Source organism: Psychrobacter maritimus (assembly GCF_904846345.1).
Taxonomy (GTDB): Bacteria; Pseudomonadota; Gammaproteobacteria; order Pseudomonadales; family Moraxellaceae; genus Psychrobacter; species Psychrobacter maritimus.
Genome location: NZ_CAJHAJ010000012.1, coordinates 36676 through 52153, shown reverse-complemented (window position 1 = coordinate 52153; position 15478 = coordinate 36676). Strand labels below are relative to the sequence as shown.

General features: G+C 45.4%; 14 protein-coding genes. 13 read left to right on the top strand and 1 reads right to left on the bottom strand.

Features of this window, described 5'->3' with window-relative positions:
• From JMX50_RS12320 to JMX50_RS12260, 13 genes are all read left to right on the top strand, one after another.
• A complete protein-coding gene (locus JMX50_RS12320; protein ID WP_201563917.1) occupies window positions 1-1236 on the top strand; it encodes an NADH:ubiquinone reductase (Na(+)-transporting) subunit B in 1236 nt (411 codons plus the stop codon).
• On the top strand, window positions 1217-2149 hold the full coding sequence (locus tag JMX50_RS12315) for a Na(+)-translocating NADH-quinone reductase subunit C (protein WP_201629828.1): 933 nt from the start codon (window positions 1217-1219) through the stop codon (window positions 2147-2149). Before JMX50_RS12320 ends, JMX50_RS12315 begins: the two co-directional genes overlap by 20 nt.
• Before the next feature lies 1 nt (window position 2150).
• A complete protein-coding gene (locus JMX50_RS12310; RefSeq protein ID WP_201563913.1) occupies window positions 2151-2822 on the top strand; it encodes an NADH:ubiquinone reductase (Na(+)-transporting) subunit D in 672 nt (223 codons plus the stop codon).
• A complete protein-coding gene (gene nqrE / locus JMX50_RS12305) occupies window positions 2822-3430 on the top strand; it encodes an NADH:ubiquinone reductase (Na(+)-transporting) subunit E (RefSeq protein ID WP_011281361.1) in 609 nt (202 codons plus the stop codon). Before JMX50_RS12310 ends, nqrE begins: the two co-directional genes overlap by 1 nt.
• Window positions 3431-3553: 123 nt before the next feature.
• Window positions 3554-4789, top strand: a complete 1236-nt coding sequence (gene nqrF, locus JMX50_RS12300; protein ID WP_201625644.1) for an NADH:ubiquinone reductase (Na(+)-transporting) subunit F — start codon at window positions 3554-3556, stop codon at window positions 4787-4789.
• A 172-nt stretch (window positions 4790-4961) separates the two neighbouring features.
• Window positions 4962-5762: an SDR family NAD(P)-dependent oxidoreductase gene (locus JMX50_RS12295; RefSeq protein WP_201629827.1), complete on the top strand. Its 801-nt coding sequence runs from the start codon at window positions 4962-4964 to the stop codon at window positions 5760-5762.
• A gap of 176 nt (window positions 5763-5938) precedes the next feature.
• Window positions 5939-7069 carry an FAD:protein FMN transferase gene (locus JMX50_RS12290; RefSeq protein WP_201629819.1) on the top strand — a complete coding sequence of 377 codons (1131 nt, stop codon included), beginning with the start codon at window positions 5939-5941 and terminating at the stop codon, window positions 7067-7069.
• A gap of 122 nt (window positions 7070-7191) precedes the next feature.
• A complete protein-coding gene (gene nqrM, locus JMX50_RS12285) occupies window positions 7192-7437 on the top strand; it encodes a (Na+)-NQR maturation NqrM (protein ID WP_201563905.1) in 246 nt (81 codons plus the stop codon).
• A gap of 417 nt (window positions 7438-7854) precedes the next feature.
• On the top strand, window positions 7855-9180 hold the full coding sequence (locus JMX50_RS12280; protein ID WP_201629817.1) for an MFS transporter: 1326 nt from the start codon (window positions 7855-7857) through the stop codon (window positions 9178-9180).
• 112 nt (window positions 9181-9292) lie between these two features.
• A complete protein-coding gene (locus tag JMX50_RS12275; protein WP_201629815.1) occupies window positions 9293-10108 on the top strand; it encodes an arylesterase in 816 nt (271 codons plus the stop codon).
• Complete coding sequence (locus JMX50_RS12270) at window positions 10105-10788, top strand: ABC transporter ATP-binding protein (RefSeq protein WP_201629814.1); 684 nt, start codon at window positions 10105-10107, stop codon at window positions 10786-10788. The genes JMX50_RS12275 and JMX50_RS12270 overlap by 4 nt, the downstream gene beginning before the upstream one ends.
• The gene (locus tag JMX50_RS12265; protein ID WP_413786837.1) at window positions 10788-13475 is read left to right on the top strand and encodes an ABC transporter permease; all 2688 of its coding nucleotides are present in this window, start codon (window positions 10788-10790) and stop codon (window positions 13473-13475) included. The genes JMX50_RS12270 and JMX50_RS12265 overlap by 1 nt, the downstream gene beginning before the upstream one ends.
• A 131-nt stretch (window positions 13476-13606) precedes the next feature.
• Window positions 13607-14965 carry a valine--pyruvate transaminase gene (locus JMX50_RS12260; protein WP_201629813.1) on the top strand — a complete coding sequence of 453 codons (1359 nt, stop codon included), beginning with the start codon at window positions 13607-13609 and terminating at the stop codon, window positions 14963-14965.
• 46 nt (window positions 14966-15011) lie between these two features.
• Here JMX50_RS12260 and JMX50_RS12255 read toward each other — a convergent pair whose 3' ends face one another.
• Window positions 15012-15404 carry a hypothetical protein gene (locus tag JMX50_RS12255; protein WP_201629811.1) on the bottom strand — a complete coding sequence of 131 codons (393 nt, stop codon included), beginning with the start codon at window positions 15402-15404 and terminating at the stop codon, window positions 15012-15014.
• Between the last annotated feature and the right edge of the window lie 74 nt (window positions 15405-15478).

Genomic DNA, 15478 nt, shown 5'->3' with positions numbered 1-15478 from the left:
ATGAAATTTTTACACAATATGTTCGATCGTATGGAGCCGTCTTTCACCAAGGGTGGCAAACACGAAAAATATTATGCCATCTTTGAGATGTTTGATACGTTTTTACGTCAACCAGGCTCAACGACATACGCATCATCACACGTACGCGACGGCATTGACCTTAAGCGTATTATGATTACCGTTTGGCTATGTACCTTCCCTGCAATGTTTTGGGGTATGTACAATATCGGTCATCAAGCATTAACGGCGATTGCAACGCTAGGCTTGCAGCCTGAAGGTTGGCGCACGGTTATCACCAGTATGGCAGGCTACAACCCAGACAGTATCTGGGCAAGCTTTGTCTACGGGGCGATGCAATTCTTACCGATTTATCTGGTCACCTTTGGGGTCGGTATTCTCTGTGAGATTATCTTTGCCGTGGTGCGCGGGCATGAAGTCAACGAAGGTTTCTTTGTAACTTCTGTCCTATTTGCGCTCTGTCTACCACCAGATATTCCTTTATGGCAAGTTGCCTTAGGTATTATCTTTGGTGTGGTCGTGGCAAAAGAAGTATTCGGCGGTACGGGTAAAAACTTCCTTAACCCTGCCCTATCGGGTCGTGCTTTCTTATACTTTGCCTATCCAGCTTATATGTCTGGCGACTCAGTATGGACCGCGGTTGATGGTTTTTCGGGTGCAACACCACTTGGTTTGGCTGCCCTTGGCGTCGTCCCACAAGACTTCGTTGATGTCTATGGCAATGCCATTACGTGGACTGATGCCTTCTTAGGTAATATGCAAGGCAGTATCGGTGAAGTATCGACGCTGGCTATCTTATTAGGTGCAGTCGTTCTACTTTGGACGCGCATTGCCTCATGGCGCATCATGGCAGGTTGTGTGGTTGGTCTAATTGCCACATCGCTAGTCTTTAACATGATTGGCTCTGAAGACAATATGATGATGAAACTGCCGTTCTATTGGCACTTAGTTATCGGTGGCTTCGCCTTTGGTGCCGTATTTATGGCAACCGATCCTGTATCAGCTGCGCATACCAATAAAGGCCGCTGGGCTTATGGTATCTTGATTGGTTTTATGACCGTATTGATTCGTGTCGTCAACCCAGCCTTCCCAGAAGGCATCATGCTTGCCATTTTATTCGCCAACTTATTTGCGCCACTATTTGATTACTTTGTGACGCAAGCAAATATCAAGCGCCAAACAGCACGGAGGGTTCGCTATGTCCAAGCCCAAAAGTAATAATGCAAAAACCATCAGTGTGGCGTTGACGCTATGCTTGGTGTGTTCTGTATTGGTCTCAGCCGCTGCTGTTGGTTTAAAACCAGCGCAAGTTGAAAACGCGCGCTTAGACCGTAACAAAAACATCTTAGTTGCCGCCGGTATGTTTGACCCGGCGTCAGATACCAATGAAGATGTGGCTGAGCGTTTTAAAGATTTTGAGGTAAAAATCGTTGACCTAAGTAAAGGTAACTACCTCGATGACGACGCGTTAAAAGCTGCAGGTATTCCTGATCGTAACGCTTACGATGCCAGTCAAGCAACCAAGAACAAAGCCTTAAGTGAAGACTTGGGCAGCAACGACCCTGCCGGTATCGGTCGTGTTCCTAAATACGCCAAGGTCTATGTTAAAAGTGATGACGCCGGAAAGCCTGAAATGGTGGTCCTGCCGATTCAAGGTTATGGACTATGGGGTACGATTTATGGTTTCTTAACGCTTGAAAGTGACATGAATACCATCAAAGGTATCAGTTTCTACGAGCATAAAGAAACCCCGGGTCTAGGTGCTCGTATCGAGGAGCCTGAGTGGCGCGCCATGTGGAGCGGCATTCACTCTTATGACGAAAACGGCGCTGTTGCCACTGGTGTGACCAAAGCTGGTAATCCAAAAGATAACTGGGTTGATGGTATCAGTGGAGCAACCTTAACCGGTCGCGGCGTAAGTAACATGATTCAGTTTTGGCTCGGTGAGCAAGGCTATAAGCCATACTTAGACCAGCTGCGTGAAGAAAGCGGTAAGACATTGACAGGTGCAGAAGTCAAAGCCAGTCAAAGCCCGTATAAAAAGCTGGGTCAGAACTTACATCAACAGCAGACGCATCCCGTAACCGAACTGGTCGCAGTAGTACCAGCAGCACACGGCAAGGAGGCATAACATGGCTGATACAAAAGGTATTTTAACCTCGCCTATTTTTGATAATAACCCTATTGCGCTACAAATCTTAGGTATTTGTTCGGCATTGGCAGTTACTACGAGTGTGGCGAATGCGTTGGTAATGAGTGTGGCGTTGACCTTGGTCACGGCATTTTCAAGCTTCTTTATCTCTATTATCCGTAAGCAAATCCCATCAAGCATTCGTATTATCGTGCAGATGACGATTATTGCGTCATTGGTTATTGTGGTTGACCAAATCTTAAAAGCGGTCGCTTATGATGTCAGTAAAGGTCTGTCGGTATTCGTTGGTTTGATTATCACCAACTGTATCGTTATGGGCCGTGCTGAAGCATTTGCGATGAGCAATCCGCCAGTACCAAGCTTTTTAGATGGTATTGGTAACGGTCTTGGTTACTCGGCAGTATTGCTATTTGTCGCCAGTATTCGTGAGATTTTGGGCGCAGGCAGCTGGTTTGGCATGACTATTTTGCAAACCGCTACCGATGGTGGCTGGTACGTACCAAACGGTCTATTGCTATTGCCACCGTCAGCGTTCTTTATTATTGCCCTGTTTATCGTGATTATCCGTATCTGGAAACCAGAACAGGTCGAAGAAGCTGAATTTGTAATGAAGCCGCAATCTAAAGGCATGGCACAAGGGGGCGGTCACTAATGGGACATTATGTCAGTTTATTTATAACCTCGGTCTTTATCGAGAATATGGCGCTGGCCTACTTCTTAGGCATGTGTACCTTTTTAGCGGTATCAAAAAAGGTCTCAACCGCTATCGGTCTTGGGGTAGCCGTCGTCGTCGTCATGGCGATTACTGTACCGCTAAACAATCTGCTGTTTCAGTTCATCCTAAAAGATGGTGCGCTGGCATGGGCAGGTTTCCCTGATATCGATTTAAGCTTCTTAGGCCTACTCAGTTATATCGGTTTGATTGCTGCGACGGTACAGATTCTAGAGATGTTCTTGGATAAGTTCGTCCCAAGTCTGTATAACGCCCTCGGGGTATTCTTACCCCTGATTACCGTCAACTGTGCCATCTTAGGTGGCGTACTGTTTATGGTTGAGCGTGATTATAATTTTGGCGAATCAGTCGTCTATGGCGTCGGCGCAGGCTTCGGTTGGGCATTGGCAATTACCGCCTTGGCGGGTATCCGTGAAAAGCTAAAATACTCAGACATTCCAGCACCGCTGCGTGGTCTTGGTATTACCTTTATCACGGTTGGTCTGATGTCACTTGGCTTTATGTCTTTCGGCGGTATGTCAATTTAAACCGCTACGCTTAAAAGCCTATTTAGCGATTTGACCTATTTAATTCATTTATTCGGTAGGGGTTCAGGAAACACGCAATGACGTCTTTTCGCACCCCTACTCCATAGATTAAGGATACCTACCATGGATTACGCTACGGCGATTGGTGGCGTTGCTATGTTTACCTTGATCATCATGGGACTCGTTGCCATTATTTTGGCGGCGCGCTCAAGACTGGTCAGTTCAGGCGATGTTACTATCCATATTAATGATAATCCCGATAATGACGTCGTGACACCCGCAGGCGGCAAGCTACTACAAACACTGGCGAGCGAAGGTATTTTCTTATCTTCAGCCTGTGGTGGTGGTGGTACGTGTGCGCAGTGTCGTTGCCGCGTTATTGAAGGGGGCGGATCTATCCTGCCCACCGAAGAAGGGTACTTTACCCAAGGTGAAATCCGTAACCACATGCGTCTTGCCTGTCAGGTTGCGGTAAAGCAAGACATGAAAATCGAGATTGACCCTGAATTCTTTGATGTACAAAAGTGGGAATGTGAAGTTATCTCTAATGATAACGTTGCCACCTTTATTAAAGAGTTGGTGCTTAAAATTCCAGATGGCGAAGAAGTTAACTTCCGTGCCGGTGGTTATGTACAGTTAGAGGCGCCACCGCATGAAGTGCATTATAAAGACTTTGTGATTGACGAAGAGTATCGCGAAGACTGGGAAAAATTTGGTATCTTCAACTATGTGTCAAAAGTTGATGAGCCGGTGATTCGTGCGTATTCGATGGCCAACTACCCTGAAGAAAAAGGCCTTATTAAGTTTAATATCCGTATCGCCAGCCCACCGCCACGTGGTCCTGACGGTATTCCACCCGGCAAAATGTCCTCTTGGGTATTTAGCCTCGTACCTGGCGATAAAGTGACAGTTTCGGGTCCTTATGGTGAATTCTTTGCCAAAAAGACTGACGCTGAAATGATTTTCGTCGGTGGTGGTGCGGGTATGGCACCGATGCGCTCGCACATCTTCGATCAGCTCAAGCGCTTACATACCGACCGTAAGATTAGCTTTTGGTATGGTGCGCGCTCGATTCGTGAGATGTTCTACGTTGAAGATTATGATCAACTAGAAGAAGAGTTTGATAACTTTGAGTGGCATGTGGCCTTGTCTGATCCATTACCAGAAGACAATTGGGAAGGTCCAACGGGCTTTATCCATAACGTGCTACTTGAGAATTATCTCAAAGACCATCCAAACCCAGAAGACTGTGAATACTACATGTGTGGGCCACCGATGATGAACGCGGCGGTAATCGACATGCTACACAGCTTGGGCGTGGAAGATGAAAACATCATGCTTGATGACTTCGGTGGTTAAGCGGGTGGTTAAGCTGCTTGATTAAATCGGGTGATAAAATCTGTTCATCAAGCAAACAGTATTACCCAGATAATATATGCTAAATTAAGAGTCTCAATGGAGGCTCTTTTTTTATGGGCTAAATAAATTAGATGATGTGATGAAAAACATATTCGCACAAGAAAGGATTCTTATGAAAACCAAAGTTAAAGATTTAACCATTTGGATAACCGGTGCTTCTAGTGGTATTGGTGAAGCACTATCTATCGCCTTTGCCAAACGCGGTGCCAGCATTATTTTAAGTGGCCGTGATAAGGATAAATTAGAAGCGGTTAAAAGTCGCTGCAAAAACAGCAAAAAACATATCGTCGTCCCCTTTGATATCGCCGATGCTAAGCAAGCAAAAGAAGCTTATGAAACGGTCAAGGCTAAAACTGGAAAAGCGGATTGGCTGATTAATAATGCCGGCGTCAGTCAACGCTCGCTTATCATGGAAACCACTGAAGACGTCGAACGCCAAATCATGGAGATAGATTACTTTGCGCAAACGCGGCTGACCAGATTGGTATTGCCCGATATGATTGCGCAAGGCGGCGGCAAAATTGTCATGGTATCGAGCGTGGCAGGTTTACTTGGCACCCAATATCGCGGCGCTTATGGTGCTGCAAAAGCGGCTATCCATATGTGGGCAAACAGTCTACGCGCTGAATTGCATGACCAAGGTATCGAGGTGGCGACGATATTTCCAGGTTTTATTCAAACCAATGTCTCTATAAATGCCTTAACGGGTGATGGGAGCGCGCAAGGAACGATGGACGAGGCAACCAATAAAGGATTGACCGCGACAGCCTTTGCCAAACAGGTCGTCAAAGCACTGACTAAAGGTGAAGAATATATTATCGTTGCCGGCAATAAAGAAAAGCTCGCCACTAGAGTCAATCGTTTATCGCCGCCAAAGCTTTATAAGCTCATCCGTGAATCGAAAATAAAATAAATCTAACAAACTCAGCAATTAGGTTTTAAGTCGATGATTGGCGTTATGGGTGACAAGGGGTGTAAAATAGGCAGCGCTTAGCTTAGTTAGTTGTTTATTAATGGTTCTTAAATAACCATTCTTTACTAACTAACGCCCCACTCACCCCTTCGCTTTATCAAGCTGTGATGACTTATATGACAAATTTAACCGCGTTTTCTTCTGCTAACAAATTCATAAAACCCGCCTTCTTGTCCGTAATCGCTATCGGCTCTGTATTAAGTATTAGCGCCTGCCAGCAAAAGCCCGATTATAACAATCTCAGCGGCGAGACCATGGGTACCAGTTACCATATTAGTTATCAATTGCCCAAAGGCGCTGATGAAGCCGCCATACAAGCCGCCATCGATAAGCGCTTGCAAGACATCAATGACAGCATGTCCACTTATCAAGCAGACTCTACTATTTCTAAATTTAATCAATTAGGCAAAGATACGCCCATTGCTATCGACGCCGATTTTAACCATGTGTTGGAAGCGTCTAGGCAGGTTTATGAGCTGTCGGGCGGCGCGTTTGATCCGACGGTAATGCCATTGATTGAAACATGGGGCTTTGGCAGTACCATGACGGTTGAGCGCTTACAAAGTCCACCGACAGCGCTTGAGATTGCACAAGCCAAAGCCTTGGTCGACTTTAAAAGCGTGATACAAAAAGAGCAAACTATCTATAAAACCAAAGATGGCGTCGAGCTTGATTTTTCGGCGGTTGCTAAAGGTTATGGCGTTGACGTCATTGCCGATGTACTCAGAGATGACTATCAGATTCGCAATTACATGGTTGAAATTGGCGGCGAAGTGGCGACCTCTGGGGTCAGCGCTCAGCAGCAACCGTGGCAAATCGCTATTGATGCGCCCATCGAAGGCAGCACGGTAAGCGCGCGCCAAACCATGGCAGTGATTCGCCAACCTATTAATAATGGCTCTACTATGTCGCTAGCAACCTCTGGCAACTATCGCAATTCCGTCGTTTTTGATGGTAAGCATTACAGCCATACCATTGACCCGACAACGGGTGAGCCCATTGTTGGTGGCGCGCCATCAGTGACTGTAGCAGCAGAAACAGTCGCACTGGCTGATGCTTGGGCAACCGCTTTGACCGCGATGCCTTATGAGAAAGCCCTTGCCACTGCCAAAAAGCACAATATCGCCGCCTTATTTGTTATTTTGGCTGATAATGTAAAGCTCGGTGCAGCGGCCGACAGTATCGATGATTGGCAAGTAGTAGAAACCCCTGCGATGAAAGCCTTACGTGCCGACAAAAAGTCCTAATATCAAAAGCATGGGCTTTACTATGCCTGCTAAGCACAAACGGGTAAGGCGAAATTTTGCTATACTATAAGCAAGTTATCGACTAGATGACTGTCCTATATTTTAAACGAGAGGTTCCCTCTATGCTTAACCAATTGCTCCCCATGCTTGCTATCACCTTTACCGTCTTCATGCTGTTTTTTATCTTCATGGGTATCGGTTATATGGTCAAAAAAAAGCCGCTTAGAGGTTCTTGCGGCGGTGTGGCGAAATTAATGGGCGACGAGCATTGCTCATTTTGTGGTAATGACCCCAATAAATGCGATTCACTGGTCGACCAACAGCAAGAAACCGCCCTTAAAGCTGCCCAACTAGGTAAGTCTGTATAAACGCCTTATTTGTTACTATATGCTGGTAGTATTTGCCTAACCTCTGTTCCTATAATAGCGTCCAGTCCTTTGCAATTTAACGTTGCAAGCTAACAGGGACTGGCGCTATTTTTTTGCGCTTAGTCCTTTATAGCTTAGCCTTTGTATAGAGTGTTTTTTAAGCCAATTTCTATCATAAGCGCTTGATAAGCAAAATCGACTTATAAGCAAAAACTAAAAATCACTACTCATATACTAAGTTTACCCTGCTAAATTAAATGGGTGGTAAGCTTATATGACGGGCTTTCTGCTAGTGTTTTTATATCCTAAACTCGTACATTCTAATATATTGTCTTAGCCTTAATTACCGTCTTAATTGCCGTCTTAGTGACGTACTCTGGTGTTATTTTATAAGCGATGGTGCGCCAGCGCTTTTTAATGACGTGTCCTTTTTCTTATGCTGATAGTCGTGCTGCTATGTCTACCTCTCCTAATTTGCAAACTGATTTGCCGTCCCAGTCTCCCACGTCTCAGTCGGGTGCGCCGTCAAACTTTAAGCTACCCTCTTCACGCTTTACGTTTTGGCTGGTGCTATGTGCCATGATTCTATTGGCGACTAATATGCGCTCGCCGATCGTGGCGCTGGGTTCTATTGCGCCGGTGGTTCAAGGGGCGCTCAATATCTCCGAAACCCAAATTGGCTGGCTTGGCGCGGTGCCGATGCTGACCTTTGCGCTTGGGGCATTTATTTCGCCAGCGATTGGGAAGCGTTTTGGTCTTGAAAATACCTTGATTGCAATGATTGCCCTCTTAACGATGGGTATGATTATTCGCAGCGTTATTCCTACTTGGATTGGCTTTTTAGGCGGCACGTTATTGCTAACGTTAGCGATTGGTTTTGCCAATACCCTTGCTGCGCCTGTTATCAAGCAGCGCACACCGAATCATATTCCGTTGATTACGGGTCTATTTAGTCTCACCATGACGGTGTCGGCAGGGATTGTCGCAGGTGTTGTTCTGCCATTATCTGGGCAAGTTGGCTGGCAATGGGCGCTTGGTGGTTGGTCGATTTTAGGTTTGTTTGCCTTAATGATTTGGGTGCTGCTACGCTTGCGTTTGGGTTCGTCAAACCATCAACCTGTTGTACCGCTTGCTGAAGGTGTGCAAGCGCCATCACCTATTTCTATGTGGCGTACACCTTTTGCTTGGCAAATTGCGGTATTTATGGGCTTGCAATCGCTGCTTTTTTATACCGTTGCCAGTTTTTTACCCTCGATTTGGCTCAGTAAAGGGCTATCAGCGGTAAGCGCGGGGCAGATGAACTCGGTCTTCCAGTTTATGGCACCAGTAGCAATTTTAAGCTTAACCTGGTTAGTCAATCGCGGACGTCCTATTCAGGCGCTAGCGGTACTTGCTGCGGTCTTAAACGTGATTGGTATTTTAGGAGTCAGTTATTTATCAGCTGATTTAGCATGGTTATGGTCGGCGCTGATGGGCATTGGTTGTTCAGCGATTTTTACCTTAAGTATGATGCTGTTTTCGATGCGGACTTATACTGCCAATCAATCAAGCGAGCTGTCGGGCATGGCGCAAGCGGTCGGTTATCTGATTGCGTTCTTTGGTCCGCTGGGTACCGGCTGGTTGCATGAAGCCACGGACAGCTGGGATTTGCCTTTATTCATCATGTTGGTTTTGATGGTAGTAAACGTGGGTTTTGCATGGATGGTCAGCCGTCCAGTGATGGTCGATGGTAAGAAGGTTTAATTTTTACCATTAATATCAACTGACAGGCAGGCAATACCGTTAACTGTCGCGCCATATTGCTCATAAGCTTAGTTTGCTACACTGGTTTGATTGTAAATAGGACAGCAAAATCATGATAAATATATCTTCTTATTTGGCTAAACCTTTAATAATAGCGGCGGCATTAAGCGTTACCCTTGTGGTTAGCGGCTGTCAAAAAGAGCCTGATAGCAATACAGCTGATGATAGTACGCAAACTACTAGCACTCAAAACATCAACACGCAAACTAACGAAACTCAGAAAATAACAGAGGCAACTGAGCAGCAGCAAGCGCCATTAACGATACTGGCATTGGGCGATTCATTAACCGAAGGATTGGGCGTCGATAATGATGCCAATTATCCCGCTCAGCTAGAAGCACGCTTACAAGAGCTTGGCTATAAAAATGTCAAAGTAGTCAATTCAGGCTTAAGCGGTGAAACCAGTACGGGCCTCGTCAATCGCTTAGATTGGGTTTTGCAAACCAAGCCTGATATTACGATTTTGACTGTTGGTGCCAATGACGCCATCCGCGGTATTGATGTAGCAACGGTCGAAGCCAATATTCGCACCGCTGTTAAACGCCTGCAGGATAATGGTAGCGAGGTTATCTTAGGTGGCATGCAGATTTATGACAACCTTGGCTCGGACTATGTAGAGTCCTTTGCCGCGATATACCCAAGAGTGGCTAAAGATATGAATGTGACGCTGATTCCTTTCTTTTTAGATGGTGTGGGCGGCGACCCTAAGCTCAACCAAGCCGATGCGATTCATCCAACCAAAGAAGGCTATACCATTATCGTTAATGATAATATTTTGCCAATTTTACAGCCTAAAATTGAAAAGTTAGAAGCTAATCACGCCAATACAGCAACGAAATCTAGCACACCTACTGAGACTACCCAATGACCGCTACACCCAATAACAAAGCACTACTTACCGCCTCCAAGCTGAATAAAACCGTGCAAGTCGGTGAGCAAAAGCTATCTATCATCAAAGACGTCGATATATATGTCAATGCGGGCGAGTTTGTGGTCATTATGGGTAAATCTGGCTCGGGTAAATCTACCTTGTTAGGTCTATTAGCGGCGTTAGATTATCCTGATAGTGGCTCGGTTGAGTTAGCGGGACAAACCTTAAGCAGCCTTGATGAAGATGCGCTGGCAGTCATTCGTCAACGCGATATGGGCTTTGTCTTTCAGTCGTTTCATCTATTACCGACATTGACGGTAGCAGAAAATATTGCTTTTCCGCTTGATATCGCCCGCCGTCCGAATAAAGCACGGGTAAACGAGCTGATTGAAGCGGTTGATTTGGGGCATCGGCGCGACAGCTTACCCAATCAATTATCCGGTGGTGAGCAGCAGCGTACTGCCGTGGCGCGCGCCTTGGTGTCACAGCCAAAAATCGTCTTTGCCGATGAACCAACGGGTAACTTAGATGAGCAAAATGCCAATCAAGTCATGCAATTACTCTTAGATTTACGGCAGCAAGTTGGCTCAGCACTGGTTGTTGTAACCCATGATGCTGCGCTTGCGGAGATGGCAGATCGGGTTATTACCATGCATGACGGGCGGATTGTCTCTTAATGAATAACTTAAAGAATAATAAGCAAACAGAGAAACATTCAGCCATCGATGCTACTGCTACGACTGATACCAACATGGCAAAAGAGTCAGATTATACTGGCGGTATCATGCGCCAGTTGTTTAGCAGTATTTTGAATTTGCCCATATTGGGCTTACAAGGATTGGGCGCACAAGCCTTAAGTCGCAGTTGGTGGCAACGCTGGATTTATCCGCTATTATTTTTATTGACGCTAACGTTATCGCTTGCAACCTACTTGACCCTCGACTCCGTGCAGCAATCGGTTGATACTTATATCAATGATAATCAGCGCGCGCTCGTTGGCGGCGATTTGATATTAAACAGCAAACAAGACTGGCCAAGCGAAGTATTAACGCAGGTAGAGACGGTTACTGATACGCAAATAGTATATGACTATCAGTTTAGCGCCATGGTGGTGACCGATGAGCAAACCTTGCTTGCCAGCGTCAAAGCCGTCTCTCCAGCTTATCCTTTATACGGAGAAGCTGAGCTTGCTTCAGGGCAACCGTTATGGCAGCAATTAAGCGCTGATAATGTCGTCGTCGCACCAGAAGTCCTGAACAGCTTAAATGCAAGCGTCGGTGACCAAATCACCATTGGTGATGCTGAATTTACCATTAGCGATGTATTGACCAAAGAGCCTGACCGTCCGTTGACCGCCTTTGGTTTTGGCGGGCGAGTTTTGATGCATCAAGATGCGCTTGTAACGACCAATTTATTGGGACAGCGTAGCCGTATAAACTATCGTATTGAGCTGGCTGGTGAGCCTGAATTAATGGCCGTGCAGCGAGATAAGCTGACGCAAATACTAAGCAATTATCCTGATATCGAGCTATCTGATGCCGAATCGGCAGATACCTCTGTCTCGCGTATCTCTGACAATGTCTTGATGTTTTTAAAGCTGCTCGTCATCGCCGTGCTGTTATTATCTGCGGTAGCGATGTATGGCGTGATTACGGCTTTTGTGACCAAGCAGCAGTCTAATAATGCCATTCGCTTGGCATTAGGTGAGCCGCTTAGGTCGCTGAAACGCAACTATTATCAGCTGTTGATTGTTACCACTATCATCGCTTGTGTGGCAGCAATTGCTCTAAGTTTTGGCTTACTGAAAGTTGGTCAGCCGTATCTGATTGCTATCTTACCAGCTGATGTTGGTCTAGCCATCAATCCTATCAGCGCCATTAAAACCATTATTATCGCTTTAGTGCTGACCTTGCTTATCGCTCAACGTGGTTTAAGCACGCTAAGTACGACCAAGCCTGCTACTTTACTTAATCAAGGGGCGAGCACAAACTCGCAAAATCTGCCGTGGTATCGACGTTTGCCATTATTATGGTATGGACTGACGCTAATCGGGCTTTATGCGTTTTTTGCTTATGAAGTAGACTCTTTGATACTAGGTGCGCAGCTACTGATAGGACTTACAGGTTTCGTAGCAATATTTTGGCTCTTGGCGCGCGGATGGTTATGGCTGCTGACTAAGTTTGCCAAGTATTCTAATATCAGCTGGATGCAGCGTATTGCTATCCATAACCTTGCCCGTAAAGGCAATCAGTCGGCATTATTCTTTGTCACTTTATCACTGTCAGTGGCGGTCTTAACCCTGATTACCACGCTTAATCATAGTATCAATACCCAGTTTATTAATGCTTATCCTGAAGATGCGCCCAATTTATTTTTACTCGATATTCAAAGCGACCAGCATGATGAGATTGATAACATCATTGCTGCACCTGTCAGCTATTATCCTGTCATTCGTGCCCGCGTCGTCACTGCTAATAATGTACCCGTACAAGATATCGAACCTGTTGACGGCTTCGATGACCCTGCACGCGTCTTTAATTTAAGCTATGCCGATACGGTGATGGACACTGAGTTTATTACGGAATCGCTAGCAGATGACAAGCTTTATGCACCTATTGAAACTGCAGATAGTGACTCAGCACAAACCGTTGCGCCGTTATCAATTTTGGATACGGCAGCCAGTTTGCTAAATGTTGGCATGGGTGATCAGGTGCGCTTTAATATCCAAGGGATTGAGGTTGTCGGGCAAATCACCAGTATCCGCTCGCGCTATGAAAAAGGACCCAGCCCCTATTTTTACTTTTTATTTGAGCCAGCGGTTTTATCAGCTGCCCCGCAAATCCAATTTGCTACCGCTCATGTCGCAGCAGAGGATATTCCAAAACTCCAAGGTCAGTTAGTACGCGAGTTTCCTGCGGTAACGACCATAGACGGCACGGCTATCGCGCAGCAAGTCCAAGAGTTGGTCGTACAAATGAGCCGTTTGGTTTACGTCTTCACCTTACTGGCATTATTGACCGGTATCATGGTCTTAATTAGCTCGCTACTCTCCACCTCACAAGACCGCATGGCAGATAGCGCATCATTTAGGCTACTTGGCATGCAAAAGCGCGACCTATATATGCTCAATATCTTAGAGCTTGGCATACTTGGCATTAGTGCCGCCTTATTTGCAGTTATTATCGCTAATATCGGGGCTTGGGCTGCTATTACCCAATGGTTTAATCTGCGCTTTAGTGTGCCGTGGGCAAGTTTAGGTATTGGCGGTGTGGCGTTAGTTGGTTTGCTGTTTGCTATTGCCATTATTTATGTGCGATTGGTGATTGGGCGCGGGATTATGGCGCGGGTAAGAGCGATGATATAACGGTCGATATTGTCAATATCAGCCAGTATTCATATTCAAGCTCGTTTAAAACTGACTATTTGCTATACTAATGCCCATCTCAGCATTCAGATATAGCCCTCATAAACCATTTAGGAAAGTACGGTAGCCTTATGAAATTCTCAAAGTTCGGTCAAAAATTTACCCAGCCAACTGGCATCTCGCAATTGATGGATGACTTGGGCGATGCGCTAAAAAGCGATCAGCCTGTCAATATGCTGGGCGGTGGTAATCCTGCCAAGATTGATGCCGTTAATGAGCTATTTTTAGAGACTTATAAAGCGCTTGGTAATGATAACGATGCAGGCGAAACCAATAGTAGCGCAATTATTAGTATGGCAAATTACTCCAATCCGCAGGGTGATGCCGCCTTTATCGATGCGTTGGTTGGCTTTTTTAACCGTCATTATGATTGGAATTTGACGGCAGAAAACATCGCTTTGACCAACGGTTCACAGAATGCTTTTTTCTATTTGTTTAATTTATTTGGTGGGGCCTTCAGTGATAATAAGCTTGATGAGCACAGCCAAGATAAAGAAAGCCAGTCTATCGATAAATCAATTCTACTGCCATTAACCCCTGAATATATCGGCTATAGTGACGTGCATGTCGAAGGTCAACATTTCGCAGCAGTATTGCCGCATATCGATGAAGTGACTCATGATGGCGAAGCAGGTTTCTTTAAATATCGTGTGGATTTTGAGGCGTTAGAGAACTTGCCAGCGCTAAAAGAAGGTCGCATTGGCGCGATTTGCTGTTCGCGTCCGACCAATCCAACGGGCAATGTGCTGACCGATGAGGAAATGGCGCATTTGGCCGAGATTGCCAAGCGTTATGAGATACCGCTGATTATCGATAACGCCTACGGTATGCCCTTCCCTAATATCATTTATTCAGACGCGCAATTAAGTTGGGATAACAATACGATTCTTTGCTTTAGCCTGTCTAAAATTGGCTTGCCCGGTATGCGTACCGGCATTATCGTGGCCGATGCTAAAGTGATTGAAGCAGTCAGCGCGATGAATGCGGTGGTCAATCTAGCACCGACCCGCTTTGGGGCGGCAATTGCCACGCCATTGGTGAACGATGACCGTATCAAGCAGTTAGCTGATAATGAGATTAAACCCTTTTATCAAAAGCAAGCGACATTAGCGGTAAAGCTTTTAAAAGATGCTTTGGGTGATTATCCATTGATGATTCATAAGCCTGAGGGCGCGATATTTTTATGGTTATGGTTTAAAGGTTTGCCGATTAGCACGCTTGAGCTATACGAGCGCCTTAAAGAAAAAGGCACATTGATTGTACCAAGTGAATATTTCTTCCCTGGTGTCGATGTCAGTAATTACCAACATGCCCATGAATGTATCCGTATGAGTATCGCCGCTGACGAACAGACCTTAACGGATGGTATTAAAGTCATTGGTGAAGTGGTGCGCGAGCTGTATGATGAGGCTAATAGTCAGAACTATTAAAGTTTTTATTAAGCAAAGTGTTAATGATAGAAATAAAAAAACGGACTTATGAATAGTCCGTTTTTTTCTGCCTTTTAATCATAGGTTTGACGGTATTGATTGACTGAAACGTCTTTGTCCATACGGTAAAGCCATAGAGCACATACGACAGCAGACAGGTATTAATCAAATCATGAATACTGGCTTTTAGCTCCGTGCTGCCTATCGCTGTGATACCCAGCTCGGTAATCGTCTGGCGATTGTCCAAATATTCGCCCAATAAGGCGATGGCGGTCACCATAATTAAAGCGATAAACGCCCTGACACTGTATTTTTTGAAAATTGGACGTAGCAAGATTAAACTTAATAGGTACACGCTGATGCCCACATAAATATGCAAGGCATCTTTGTCTAACCCTGTGGCAGCCACAACACCGTTTTTGAAGAGATAAAAATCCACGATTTTATTCCGCGTATAAGAGATAGAAGATAGCTGAGTATAAATAAAAAAAACAACTAAGTATAAATTAAAAA